Annotated in this window: 12 protein-coding genes; 4 read left to right on the forward strand and 8 right to left on the reverse strand. The window is 66.1% G+C overall.

Translation table 11 applies throughout. The features are described 5' to 3' along the window. The first annotated feature begins 22 nt into the window (after positions 1-22). Positions 23-535 carry an energy transducer TonB gene (locus ACELLULO517_RS05475; protein ID WP_227306296.1) on the forward strand — a complete coding sequence of 171 codons (513 nt, stop codon included), beginning with the start codon at positions 23-25 and terminating at the stop codon, positions 533-535. Between the two features lie 14 nt (positions 536-549). Here ACELLULO517_RS05475 and ACELLULO517_RS05480 read toward each other — a convergent pair whose 3' ends face one another. Further along, a complete protein-coding gene (locus tag ACELLULO517_RS05480) occupies positions 550-2,448 on the reverse strand; it encodes a hypothetical protein (protein WP_227306297.1) in 1,899 nt (632 codons plus the stop codon). A 23-nt stretch (positions 2,449-2,471) separates the two neighbouring features. Next, complete coding sequence (locus ACELLULO517_RS05485) at positions 2,472-3,440, reverse strand: mitochondrial fission ELM1 family protein (protein ID WP_227306298.1); 969 nt, start codon at positions 3,438-3,440, stop codon at positions 2,472-2,474. A gap of 119 nt (positions 3,441-3,559) precedes the next feature. Between ACELLULO517_RS05485 and argE the strand changes: the two genes are divergently transcribed. The 3 genes from argE (at position 3,560) to ACELLULO517_RS05500 (ending at position 6,712) form a co-directional block, all read left to right on the forward strand. After that, positions 3,560-4,759 (forward strand): acetylornithine deacetylase, encoded by a 1,200-nt coding sequence (argE, locus tag ACELLULO517_RS05490; protein WP_227306299.1) that lies wholly within the window; start codon positions 3,560-3,562, stop codon positions 4,757-4,759. Next, positions 4,756-5,736 carry a M14 family metallopeptidase gene (locus ACELLULO517_RS05495; protein ID WP_227306300.1) on the forward strand — a complete coding sequence of 327 codons (981 nt, stop codon included), beginning with the start codon at positions 4,756-4,758 and terminating at the stop codon, positions 5,734-5,736. The genes argE and ACELLULO517_RS05495 overlap by 4 nt, the downstream gene beginning before the upstream one ends. A gap of 361 nt (positions 5,737-6,097) precedes the next feature. Continuing rightward, on the forward strand, positions 6,098-6,712 hold the full coding sequence (locus ACELLULO517_RS05500; RefSeq protein WP_227306301.1) for a TetR family transcriptional regulator C-terminal domain-containing protein: 615 nt from the start codon (positions 6,098-6,100) through the stop codon (positions 6,710-6,712). A 155-nt stretch (positions 6,713-6,867) separates the two neighbouring features. On the opposite strand, the gene ACELLULO517_RS05505 is transcribed toward ACELLULO517_RS05500, so the two are convergent. From ACELLULO517_RS05505 to argJ, 6 genes are all read right to left on the reverse strand, one after another. After that, positions 6,868-7,110 (reverse strand): DUF3601 domain-containing protein, encoded by a 243-nt coding sequence (locus tag ACELLULO517_RS05505; protein ID WP_227306302.1) that lies wholly within the window; start codon positions 7,108-7,110, stop codon positions 6,868-6,870. 68 nt (positions 7,111-7,178) lie between these two features. Continuing rightward, positions 7,179-8,444, reverse strand: a complete 1,266-nt coding sequence (locus tag ACELLULO517_RS05510; RefSeq protein WP_227306303.1) for a threonine/serine exporter family protein — start codon at positions 8,442-8,444, stop codon at positions 7,179-7,181. Positions 8,445-8,450: 6 nt separating this feature from the next. After that, positions 8,451-8,930, reverse strand: a complete 480-nt coding sequence (locus ACELLULO517_RS05515; RefSeq protein ID WP_227306304.1) for a DUF29 domain-containing protein — start codon at positions 8,928-8,930, stop codon at positions 8,451-8,453. 37 nt (positions 8,931-8,967) lie between these two features. After that, complete coding sequence (locus ACELLULO517_RS05520; RefSeq protein WP_227306305.1) at positions 8,968-9,723, reverse strand: competence/damage-inducible protein A; 756 nt, start codon at positions 9,721-9,723, stop codon at positions 8,968-8,970. A gap of 36 nt (positions 9,724-9,759) precedes the next feature. Beyond that, positions 9,760-10,785 carry an 8-oxo-dGTP diphosphatase MutT gene (gene mutT, locus ACELLULO517_RS28855; RefSeq protein WP_319796414.1) on the reverse strand — a complete coding sequence of 342 codons (1,026 nt, stop codon included), beginning with the start codon at positions 10,783-10,785 and terminating at the stop codon, positions 9,760-9,762. Further along, on the reverse strand, positions 10,766-12,001 hold the full coding sequence (gene argJ / locus ACELLULO517_RS05535) for a bifunctional glutamate N-acetyltransferase/amino-acid acetyltransferase ArgJ (protein ID WP_227306306.1): 1,236 nt from the start codon (positions 11,999-12,001) through the stop codon (positions 10,766-10,768). Before argJ ends, mutT begins: the two co-directional genes overlap by 20 nt. Between the last annotated feature and the right edge of the window lie 3 nt (positions 12,002-12,004).

The raw sequence follows: 12,004 nt of genomic DNA on the forward strand, positions 1-12,004 counted from the left end.
CGTACATTCCGTATGAAGATCTATGTCCCCGCCATCCCCCCATCGATACCGTCTATCCCTCGCCTTCGCGCTGATGACGGGGCTCGCCCTGACAGCCTGCACCCGTAACACCATCGTGCTGGTCGCGCCGACCGCCATGCAGGTTGTGCCGCCGGGCGCCTGTGTCAGACCGACGGAAGGGCCGACCCTCTATCCGGGGTCGCCCGCGATCGGGTTAAAAAACATCGTCGGCGGCGCCTATCCGCCAGAGGCGATGGCCGCCGGCATCCGTATCGGCTGTGCCGGCATCATCTTCCGCATCAATCCTGAGGGACAGGCCGTCAACGCCCGGCTGATCTCGGAATTTCCCGACGGATATGGCTTCGGCGCCAAGGGCCTGTCCGACCTCGCGGGCGAGAAATTCCCGCCCGGCGTCACCGACCCCAATTGGCATTTCACGCGCCTTATCCTGCGTTGGACCGGACCCGCGCCGTCTTCCGCCCCCTCGGCCGCGCCGCCCTTGGGGTCAGTGAAGCCTTGGGGCTTGATGGGCTGACGCGGGGCCGCCAGTTAGAACCCGAACATATGGTCGAGGGAGAAGCGGCCCTCGGCGTCGATCAGACCGTGATAGCCGAAGAGCCGGCAGGTCTTGTCGCGGATGATGACATAGCCGCGCGGCCCGGCCTGCGCGATATCGGCGGCCGAGAAGATCAGATCCGGCCGCACCAGCATGGAACCCGAGCGTGCGACCGCGATCATAGCCTCGGCGAGAACGACACCCTCCCCGTCATGCAGCTGCAGCTGCGTCTGCGACATCTCATGCCAGGGGCCTGACGCCGGATAGATGAGGTGCGAGAAACTGTGACGCCCCTCGCCGCCCAGCTTCAGGAACAGCCGGGTCGAGAGGCCGGGCGGCGGCCCGGAATAGGATTGCGGCTCGCCCTTATAGGTCATCAGCGTGTTGAAGATATGCGCGCCGAAGCTGGTCTCGGCGGCATGCGTCTCATCCCGCCGCTCATAGCGCATCAGCGCATGCAGCCAGCCATTGGCGTCACCGCCTTCGGCAAAGTCATAGACCAGATCGGCATGACCGCCGAACTCCTGCAAGGCGTCTGCCGGCAGGAGATCGTCCAGATCGACCAAGGTTGCGTGGTCACGCGGCAGGCAGCCCAGGAATTTCGAGGCCGCCAGCTTGCCCTGATGGTCGAAGACATCGATGCGCAGCGGCAGATTGTCCTCGGCCTCCGCCATCGGCGTCGGCAGCACCTGGCTGCGATACTGGCCGCGCGGCAGGATGGGGAAAGGCAGCAGAAAGCCGCGACCCATCTGCGCCGGCAGGGTCTTGATGCCGGGATCGGCGGCCAGGCCCTCGCGCTCCACATTCACATGCGCGATGCGCGTGCGCCCCTGACGGATGACCTCATAGCGCGGGCGCACGATATGCCGCCCGGTGCGAACCTCGATCTGCGCCGGCCAGCGCAGATCGGGCAGCAATTCGGACACATCCAGCGCGCGCGTTGCGAAGGGCGGGATTTCCTCATTCAAAGCAACGGGGTGTTCCGCGCCCATGCGGTCGAGCTCGATACCGCCCTTGGGGATGGCCGAGCCGTGGCTGTTCTGCACCCAGAGGATAACCCGCTCATCGGCACGCGGCGCCGGCAGGCCGGCATAGCGGGCGGAGGGCCAAGCGTTCGCGTCATGGGTGCAGGAGAGGCTCTGCTCATTCCCCGCGCCGATCGTATCGACCGCATATTTCACGACATCATGCCCGGCGACGCCCACGGCATGGATGAACAGCTGGCCCGTGAAATCGCTGAGATTGAAGCGCGCGCGAACCTCGCGGCTGTCGAAGGCGACGCCGCCCGCGCCTTTCGGCGCCGGCTCGCTCCATTCCGCTAGAATTTGGCCCGCGCGATCGTAAAGGCGCAGCCAGAAGCGCACGTCGGTCGCGCCATAGCCGGCCCAGTAATTCGCCGTGACAAGGCGGGTGGAGAGCCCGTCCTCGTCCCGGAAAAACGCGTAGTTCATGGCGAAGTTCAGCGGATCGAGATAGCGGCGCTTATTGGTCAGCCGTTCGGCCGGGATCTTCACCTCATCCAGGCTGAGAATGTCGATCTCCGCCGGGACGAAGGCGCGCAGCAGCGCGACGGTACGATCGGCATCGAAGCCAGCCACCAACAGCGTGCGAATGCCGCTGGTCGCGATCTCGGTCATCGCTTCGGCGACCAGCCCGACGCGCTCGGTGCCGATCTGCCGCACGTCCTGCACGAAGAGGCGACCGACGGGCAGCGCCGGATACATGGTGAGCAACGGCGGCGCCACAGAATCGGGGTCAAAAAGCCCGACCGGACCGCCGGCAGCCAGACGCGCCGTCAATTGTTCCATCGCCACGGCGGCCAGCGGATGGGCCAGCGCCTTATAGAGGACGTTGCCACCCTTCAGCGCGTCAAAGGTCTGGATATCGAGCATCGTCGCCGCCTCTTGATGAGAGCTTAAAAGCCAAGCCGCCGGCGCATGTCCTGCGCTGCTTCCGCCGTGTCGTCCAGGGGGGCGACGGGCCAGTGCTCATACCGTCCCTGGAAATGCCGCACACGACCGTCCGCGATCAATCCATCCGTGAAGATGCCGATGCGGCGCGACCGGCCGGGCAGCGGCGCCAGCATGACGGGGGCCGCTGTCGCGGCGCCTTCCGAGACCATGGAGACCGAATCGATGGTGACGACGATCATGTCGGCCAAGGCCAGCATGCCGAAATAAGGATTTTCACCCGCGCCGTCCCAGACATAGGCCCCGCGCGGTTCAAGCGCGTCGCGGAACGCGGCTGTCGCCTTGGGGTCGGTCCGGCGGGAGGGGGTCAGCATCAGGCCGACGTGGTCATTATCCATCATACCCGCAAGCGATTGGGCCAGGTTGGCCGCGACCGGGGCGTCCAGCTTGAAGCGTCCATTGGTGCCACCGACGAGCACGGCCACCAGCGGGCGCGGCAGATGCGCGAAGACCGGCGCCCAGCGGGCGCGGGCTTCCTCCAGCCGCGTCTGCGTCACGCGATGCAGCGCCGTGCGGGTGACGATGACATTCGGCCCTGTCACCTCATCATGCCGATTGACGATGATGAGATCGAATTTGCTGAAGGCCATGCGCGGGTTTTGGATATGGACGACGCGATGGTCCGGGCTGCGGATCGCCGATCCCACCGCCGCCGCCATGCCGCCGCAGGACAGGATCAGTCCGGGCCTCGGTCCGGCGATCGCCTCCGGCTGGACGGAGCTTAGCGGCCAAGGCCAGCGCGGGGCGGAGACGTAACGCCAGGGGAAACGGGCCGTCAGCGTCCGCGTATCGGGCGCGAGGCCCGCCGCCTCGGCCAGCCCCAGCGCCTGGGATTGCAGACCGGCATAGGGTTCGGTGAGAATCCAGCTCGACGGAACTCCGTCAGAAGGGAAGCTCGCGGATTGAGGCGCCATGAACGACATGCGCGCCTTGTCGTCCGTGCGCCGGATGACGTCAACGTCGCGCCGAAGGCCCCAGCCCAGGTGCAGATGCCCCGTTGCCTCGGCGACTGACCGGTATAGGATCGGTCGCTATGCAAACTGTCACCTTGGCCGAGGGAACCGGCACGTCATCGACCTTGCCGACCGAGACGGTCGCGCTGCTGGCGCGGCTGATCGGCTTTGACACCACCAGCGACCGCAGCAATCTGGCCGCCATCGGCTTCATCACCGATTATCTCGACAACCAGGGCGTTCCCTATCGCCTGAGTTATGATGAAAGCGGCGAGAAGGCGAATATCCATGCCGTGATCGGCAGGCCCGGCCCCGGTGGCTTGGCGCTGTCCGGCCATATCGACACCGTGCCGGTGGACGGCCAGCGCTGGACCAGCGATCCTTTCACATTGCGCGAAGCGGACGGCCGGCTTTACGGCCGCGGCACCGCCGATATGAAGGGTTTCGTGGCAAGCTGCCTCGCCGCCATTCCTGATATCAAGGCGGCCGAGCTTGCCCGCCCCGTGCATCTCTTCATCAGCTATGACGAGGAAATCAGCTGCAACGGCGCCCGCCGGCTGATCGAGGATATGGCGGACAGCGGTTGGAAACCGGATCTTTGCCTGGTGGGTGAGCCGAGCCTGCTGTCACCCATTACCGGCCATAAGGGCCGCCTGGCCATGCGGGTGACGGTACGCGGCCGCGCCGGCCATTCCGCAACACCGGCGCGCGGCGTCAATGCCGTGCAGGCGGCGGCGCGCGCGATTGCCTGGGTGGCCGCCGAGGAGCGGCGCTTTTCCGTCGCAGGCCCTTTCGTGCCGGGCTTCGATCCGCCCCACAGCACCTGTCAGGTCGGCCGCATGGGCGGCGGCACCGGCATCAATATCATCCCCGACCTTGCCTGGTTCGAGATGGAATGGCGCACCGTGCCGGGCGATGATTTCTTCGCCGAGGTCGAGCGTTTCCGAACCTTTGTCGCGACCGAGATCGAGCCCGCGATGACAGACGTGGATACCGAAACCGGTTTCGATTTCGCGGTGTTGAACTGGATCCCCGGGCTGTCGCTGCCCGAGGATCACGCGCTCGCGGACAAAGTGCGTCAGGTGACCGGCCGCAACAGCGCCGGGCGCGTCAGCTACGGAACCGAGGCAGGCCTGTTCCAGGATGCCGGCATCCCGTCCATCGTCTGCGGACCGGGCAATATCAATCAGGCCCATCAGGGGGACGAATGGATCGCGGTGAGCGAGCTGGCGGCTTGCGACCGGTTTATCCGCCAGATGGTGGAGCGGGTTTGCCGATGAACGCCATCCGCACCCCGGCGAACGGCGCCATGGCGCTGCCGCGATTCGCGGTCGAACTGACAGCGCCCGACATCGCCCCTTGGCTGGCCGGCAATACCGGGCTGCGCGGCTTCACGACGCGGGACAGCGGCAAGCCCGGCCCCCATGCCGTGCTGGTGGCGCTCGTCCACGGCAACGAGATCGCGGGTGCCATCGCGCTCGACACTTTGCTTGCTCGTGGTCTGACGCCGAGCCGTGGCCGCCTGACCTTCGGCTTTGCCAATATCGCGGCCTTCGCGCGGTTCGACCCCACGGACCCGATCGCGTCCCGCTATATCGACGAGGATTTGAACCGGGTCTGGGATGTCGATGTGCTGGACGGGACCCGACACTCGACCGAGCTGGACCGCGCGCGCGAAATCCGTCCGATGATCGAGACGGCGGATGTGCTGTTCGACCTGCATTCCATGCTCTGGCCCTCCGATCCGCTGATCCTCTGTGGCGCGACCGAGCGCGGGCGGGCATTGGGGCAAAGCATCGGCGTGCCGGATTGCGTGATTGCCGATCCCGGCCACAGCAATGGCCGCCGGTTGATCGACTACCATCGCTTTGCCGATGACGGGCGGTCGCCGGTCGCCAATCTGGTCGAGGCCGGACAGCATTGGCTGCAGGACACGGCGGAGACGATGCTGGCTGCCGTCGCCGGGCTGTTGCGGTCACTGGATATGGCGAGCGGGGCCGATGCGTTGCTGCCGATGGCGCCCGCGCCGCGCCGGCCGCTTTATGCGGAAGTGACCAGCGTGGTGACGGCCAGAACGGCAGGCTTCACCTTCATGCAGCCTTATCGCGGCGGGCAGGTCATCCGTCATCGCAATACGCTGCTGGCGATCGACGGACCCACGGATATCCGGACGCCCTACGACAATTGTCTTCTGGTGATGCCGAGCCTGCGGCCGAGCCGTGGTCATACCGCCGTGCGGCTGGCCAGGATGGACTGACGCAGGGGGCAATAGTTCCCGCATCCTGCCGCCTTTTCTGTCGTCATCCCCGGGCCCCGACCCGCGGATGACGGGTTATCGTGGAATCGTCGCGGCAAAACGCCAGCCGCCTGCGTCTCGCGCGGCTTAGAGTCCGTCAGGTTTAGGTGGAAACGACCCCTTGCCCCGTCATGACCGGGCTTGACCCGGTCATCCAGTCCTTGGGCGCCCCAACGAATGGATGCCCGGCTCTGGGGCCGGGCATGACGATATTAGGGACAAGCTTCAGTTAAAATCAGACACACTCTAGCGCATGATCATATCTCAAAAATGTTTCATTTTTTGATCGATCGGTCGGCAAAGATCGTGCAACAGAAAAAGAATGCCCAAAGCCCCTCCGAAATACCGCCGCGAAACGGCGGCCGTGCGGCGCGAACATCTGGTGACGGCGACGCTGCATTGCCTGGCGGAATACGGGGTGGAGGGCGCATCCGTGCGCCGCATCGCCGCTGCCGCGCAGATTTCGGTCGGATTGATCAACCACCACTACAAGCGCCTGGATGATCTGGTGGCGGAAGCCTACCGCTTTCTGGCGGCCGATATCCTGCGCCAGATCATGACCGAGGTGGCGCAGGCGGGGCCTGACCCACGGCACCGTCTGCAGGCTTTTTTCGAGACGTCCTTCTCCCCAACCGTTCTGGACCCCCGGCTGCTCAGCGCCTGGATCGTCTTCTGGAGCATGATCCAGCATTCCGCGACCATGCGCAGCGTGCAAGCGGAAACGAACGGCGAATACCGCCTTGCGCTGGAGGCGATGCTGACGGATTTCGCGGCCGCCCATCCGCGCCGTGCGCCGGTCGATATCCGCCTCGCGGGCGTGGCACTCTCCTCCCTGCTCGACGGGCTGTGGATCGCCTGGGGTCTCAACCCCGGTGCTTTCGAGCCGCGCGACGGCATCGCCATCTGCGAGGCCTGGCTGGACGAACGCTGGCCTTAGAGTCCGTCAGGTTTAGGTGGAAACGACCCCTTGCCCCGTCATGGCCGGGCTTGACCCGGTCATCCAGTCCTTGGGCGCCCCAACGAATGGATGCCCGGCTCGGGGGCCGGGCATGACGATATTAGGGACAAGCTTCAGTTAAAATCAGACAAACTCTAAGGCTGGTCAAGGCGCACGAAGCGATCCCACTGGTCCAGGATCGGGCCCTGCGCTTCCGGCCGGGATTGCAGGCGGATGTGCCATTCCCGCTGACCGTCGAGCGAGACGAAAAGCGACCGGCCGTCCTCATAGGGCAGGAAATTGGCGCCGAGAAACACCCACCTCTCACCAATCGCGTGGCATCCGCCGTCGTAATCCTTGAACGGCTGGATGACCGCATACCGACACCCAGGGATCATCTTCGCGAATGGCGCCAGATGCCCTCTGCCGGTCCAATGCCCCTTTGGGAAAGGCCCTTGCATCGCCGTCAGTCCCGCGCCGGAAGACGCGGATTGGCGATCGCCAACGGCACGGCCATGCCGATGGCGATCGCACCGGTGATCATCAGCAGCGTGACGGCAAGCGATACGGTGGCATCGACCAGCCCTGCCGGCGGGACCGTCCCGGCCGCCACGATCTGCATGGCCCCCGCCATGGTGCGGAACGCATAGATGCCGGGCACCATGGCGACGACGCCGGGAAAGGCGAAGGTCGCGGCCGGGGCGTTCAGCCGGCGCGCGAAAATCTGCGCGAGGCCGCCGGCCAGCAAGGCGCCCACCAGCGTGCCGAGAACGATATTGGCACCGGTCGTCTGCATGACGGCGAGGCGCACGGTATGGCTCGCCAAACCGCAAACCGCGCAGGCCCAGGCGAGCCGCAGGGGAACGCTGAACAGCAGGACGAAGCCCAAGGCAGCCAGGGCCGCGAAGACGGCATCCTCAGGAAGCGGCACGGAGCCTGAGGCCAATTCCAGCGGCAGGCCGACGCCCGAGACGAGCGACGCCACTTCCAACCCCAGGCCGATCGCCGCGATGACGCAGACGGAAAACCCGAGCCGCGCGATGCCGATATCGGCGTGGTTGCGCAGCATATCCTCCACACCATTGATCAAGGGCACGCCGGGGACGATGACCATGCCCGGCGCGATCAGGCAAAGGGCTGCGGTGCTGCTACCGAACAGCCGCGCCCCCAACCCGCCGAGGACGCCGCTAACCACCGCCGTCAGGAAGGAGACGAGAACCGGGCTCAATCCGCGTTTGCCGAATTCCTGCCGGGCCCAGGTGCCGATGGCCGTCGCCACCCAACAGACCGCGACCGAAACCCAGTCGCCGCCGAACAACCGGCTGAGCGCGGCGGCCGTCATGCCGAGGGCGATCGCCACCAGATAACGGTTATAGACGGGCGGCGCTTGTTCCAGCCGGTCCAGCTGGGCGATGGCCTGGGCCAGATCGGACCGGCCGGCTTGGACCGCGTGCAACACCTGGAAGGCCGCCGCCGCCTGGCTCATGCCGACATTCATCGCCGGAATGCGGCTGCCGATTTTGGTGGTGAAGCGCTGCCCGGATACCAGGGTCAGGATCAGGCCTTCATAGGCAATCAGCAGCCGCGCCTCATAACCGAGCGCGGTCGCGAAACGCCGCACCGCAAGCTGCACGCGGCCGGTATCCGCACCGTTCTGCAGCAGGATGCGGCCGAATTGCAGCAGGCAATGCGCGGCGGCTTCGGCCGAGCCGGCCTCAGTCTGTTGCGCCATACCTGATCAGCCCTCGGCGGTCGTGGCGATCATGGCCTGCACATCGCGCGGGTCCGGACGGTCGGAGATCAGCACATCCAGGGGCCAGGGGCATGCGGTGGGCAGGGCCAAGGCAGTACCCACAGCCGCTTCCGCCCGGATTTCATAAAGAGCGTCCTGCCAAAGCTGGTCGAGGTCGATGCGCTGACGCATGGACGGCGCGAAGCTGCGGCGGGCACCGGCCAGGAAAGCGGCAGTCTCGGCCCGCCAATGACCAGCGGCTTCGGCTTCCGGCGACAGATGCAGCTTCACAAGATGCACCATGGCCCGCGCAAGCAGACTGCGGCAGGCGCGGAGCTCCGACAGGCCCACCTCCTCGATCTCCTCGATCACATGCGTCCAGTCCGGTGCTTCATTGACCGGCTCGCCACGGGAAAGACGGCGCAACAAATCAGCCTGATGCTCGCCCCAGGCCAGGACATCGCTGTCATATCGCTGATCCGGCATAGCTTTTTCTCCCCCTTGGGGTCGCCGTCCGCGTCCTTCAGGCCGCCGGTTCGCCCTGAATGGGGGCGAGACCCAGTTTTTCCATCAGCACCGTCACTTCCGCCGTCGCGGCTTCGGCGGCCGCGATATCGGTGCCCTTGCTGACGATGGCGACACCATGGCCCGCCTCACGCGCGAAAGGATAGCTGCCGACATCCAATTGCGGAAAGCGCTTCTGGACCGCTTCCAGATCGGCCGCGATCCGACCTTCCAGCAGGCCGAGCGCATAGACGGCGCGAGAGATGATCGGCGGCCCGCCTTCCAGCGTCGGCGCCAGGGCTTCGAACATCGCCTGCATGATGCGCGGCACGCCGGCCATGACATGGACATTGCCGATGGTGAAGCCGGGGGCGGTCGAGACCGAATTCTCGATCAGCGTGGCGCCGCGCGGCATCGTCGCCATGCGCTGGCGGGCCGCGTTGAACTCTCCCGCCGGGTAGCGGGCATTCATCAGGGCGAAGGCTTCGGCATGGATTTCCCACGGCACGCCGAAAGCGGCCGAGATGCATTCGGCGGTGATGTCGTCATGTGTCGGCCCGATGCCGCCCGTGGTGAAGACATGATCGAAGCTCGCCCGCACCGCATTCACCGTGCCGATGATGGTCTCGGGCACATCGGGGATGACGCGGACCTCGCGCAGCGGAATGCCGATCTGGCCCAGCCGGCGGGCGAGGAAATTGATGTTCACGTCCTGCGTACGGCCCGAGAGGATTTCGTTGCCGATCACGAGCAGGCAGGCGGTCGGATTGGTCATCGGCTTTCCCCTTGGCAATGGCATGTTCAGAAAATCTTACAGCAGGTCGCGCAGCAAGGGCAGCAGCGGACGATCCGCCGGCAGCATCTGATAATCCATCAACTCATCCGTGCTGACCCAGCGGATGAGCTGACCTTCCTTTGGGAAGGGCTGACCCTGCCAGCGCCGGCACAGGAACAGCGGCATCAGCAGGTGAAATTTCTCGTAGGTATGCGAGGCGAAGACGAAAGGGGCGAGGCAGCTGCGCGCGACATCCACGCCCAACTCCTCCCGCAATTCGCGCACCAGCGCTTCCTCGGGGCTTTCGCCCGGTTCCAGCTTGCCGCCGGGGAATTCCCACAATCCCGCCATGGCGCGACCTTCCGGCCGGCGGGCGATCAGAACCCGTCCCTGCGCGTCGATCAGCACGCAGGCCGCCACCAGCAGCAGCGGGACGCCATGTGTGGGCAAAGCGGCGGCAGCCGGTGTGGTGAGGTTGGGCGCGGGCGACAGGTCCCCGCGCGCGGCCTCGAAGCGCAGCACCGCGTGCGAGCCGCTGCCGCGCGAGAGGAAGACTTCCTCGCCACGACCGATCTCGCGAAACCCGATGGCGCGCAGCACGGCGGTGGAGGCTGTGTTGTCGATGGCGACCGTCGCCTCCACCACATCCAGGTCAAGATTGGCGAGCGCCCAGCGCAGCACGCGGCCCGTCGCTTCCCGCGCCACGCCATGCCCCCAGAACTTCCGGCCGACCCAGTAGCCGATGGTCGCGCGCCGCTGGCCGCGCAGCAGCTTCAGGCCGACGGCGCCGACCAGCACCTCTCGCCCGTCTTCCTGACCGGTGACAGCGAAATGATAGGCACGACCGTCCAGCCGCTGGGACACCGAATCGGCGATGAATTGGTCCGCGATCAGCCGTGGATAAGGAAAGGGCACGGCCTGCAGCATGCGGCAGACCTCCCAGTCATTGAGCAGGCGATGGAGCTGCTCGGCATCGTCGGGCGTCACCGCCCGCAAAGTCAGACGTTCGGTGCTGAGCCGAACGTCCGGCGCTGCCGAGGTATCAGCTTCGGTAACTGCCATTGATGTCGATATATCCATGGGTGAGGTCGCAGGTCCAAACGGTGGCTGCCCCGTCGCCGAGGCCGATATCGACCGCGATCTCAACCTCCCGCCCCTTCATATGGGCGACGACCGGAGCCTCGTCATAGCCTGCAACAACGGTGCCATTGCGCGCCATCCAGGTGCCGCCGACACCGACCGCCAGCTTGTCGCGATCCGCCGGCTGGCCGGATTTGCCGACCGCCATGACGATGCGGCCCCAATTGGCGTCCTCGCCCGCGATGGCGGTCTTGACCAAAGGCGAATTGGCGATGGCGAAGGCAATGGCGCGCGCCGACCGCTTGTTGACCGCCCCGGTGACGTCGATGCGGATCAGCTTCTGCGCGCCCTCACCGTCCCGCGCGACCTGAAGTGCCAAATCGAGCAGCAGTTCATCCAATGCGCGGCGGAAATCGCGCAGCATGGCGCCGCCGGTCTCGGGCACGTTCGGATTGCCGGCCGCCCCGGTCGCGAACAGCAGCACGGTGTCGGAGGTTGAGGTATCGCTGTCGACGGTCACGGCATTGAAGCTGGGGCCGACGCCCTTGGACAGCATGGACTGCAACGCCGCCGCCGGGATGGCGGCATCGGTCGCGATGAAGCAGAGCATGGTCGCCATATCGGGCGCGATCATGCCGCTGCCCTTGGCGATGCCGTTGATCGTCACCGTCACACCGCCGATGACAGCGGTGCGGGTGGCGCCTTTGGGGAAAGTATCGGTCGTCATGATGGCGCGGGCGGCCGCTTCCCAGCCATCCTCCATCAACGCCTCATGCAAGGCAGGCAGCGCCACCGTAATGCGCTCGGCGGGCAGAACCTCGCCGATCACGCCCGTGGAGGCGAGAAACACCTGCTTCGCAGGGCAGCCGGCGAGGTCGGCCGCCGCCTTGGCGGTCGCCTTCACCGTCGCGACACCCGCCTTGCCGGTGAAGACATTGGCATTGCCGGCATTGACGACGAGGGCCTGCGCCTTCCCGCCTTCCAGCGCCGCACGGCACCAGTCGATCGGCGCACCCGGACAAGTATTCTGGGTAAAGACGCCGGCGACGGTGGTGCCGCGAGGAAAGGCCATCATCATGAGGTCCGTCCGCCCTTGGTAGCGGATGCCGGCGGCGGCCGATCCCAGGCGGACGCCTGCGATCGGACCCATGGCCGGCAGAGGAACCGCCAGCGGAGAGACGCTCGTGATGCTGGCCATGAC

Origin of the sequence: Acidisoma cellulosilyticum (assembly GCF_020621385.1) — a bacterium.
Classification (GTDB): Bacteria; Pseudomonadota; Alphaproteobacteria; order Acetobacterales; family Acetobacteraceae; genus Acidisoma; species Acidisoma cellulosilyticum.

Bases quoted from the DNA above. Each gene is read 5' to 3' on its own strand.
- ACELLULO517_RS05500 (WP_227306301.1), top strand. From the start codon at position 6,098: ATGCCCAAAGCCCCTCCGAAATACCGCCGCGAAACGGCGGCCGTGCGG.
- ACELLULO517_RS05510 (WP_227306303.1), bottom strand. From the start codon at position 8,444: ATGGCGCAACAGACTGAGGCCGGCTCGGCCGAAGCCGCCGCGCATTGC.
- ACELLULO517_RS05515 (WP_227306304.1), bottom strand. From the start codon at position 8,930: ATGCCGGATCAGCGATATGACAGCGATGTCCTGGCCTGGGGCGAGCAT.
- ACELLULO517_RS05520 (WP_227306305.1), bottom strand. From the start codon at position 9,723: ATGACCAATCCGACCGCCTGCCTGCTCGTGATCGGCAACGAAATCCTC.
- ACELLULO517_RS05505 (WP_227306302.1), bottom strand. From the start codon at position 7,110: ATGATCCCTGGGTGTCGGTATGCGGTCATCCAGCCGTTCAAGGATTAC.
- ACELLULO517_RS05480 (WP_227306297.1), bottom strand. From the start codon at position 2,448: ATGCTCGATATCCAGACCTTTGACGCGCTGAAGGGTGGCAACGTCCTC.
- argJ (WP_227306306.1), bottom strand. From the start codon at position 12,001: ATGGCCAGCATCACGAGCGTCTCTCCGCTGGCGGTTCCTCTGCCGGCC.
- mutT (WP_319796414.1), bottom strand. From the start codon at position 10,785: ATGGCAGTTACCGAAGCTGATACCTCGGCAGCGCCGGACGTTCGGCTC.
- ACELLULO517_RS05475 (WP_227306296.1), top strand. From the start codon at position 23: ATGTCCCCGCCATCCCCCCATCGATACCGTCTATCCCTCGCCTTCGCG.
- ACELLULO517_RS05485 (WP_227306298.1), bottom strand. From the start codon at position 3,440: ATGGCGCCTCAATCCGCGAGCTTCCCTTCTGACGGAGTTCCGTCGAGC.
- argE (WP_227306299.1), top strand. From the start codon at position 3,560: ATGCAAACTGTCACCTTGGCCGAGGGAACCGGCACGTCATCGACCTTG.
- ACELLULO517_RS05495 (WP_227306300.1), top strand. From the start codon at position 4,756: ATGAACGCCATCCGCACCCCGGCGAACGGCGCCATGGCGCTGCCGCGA.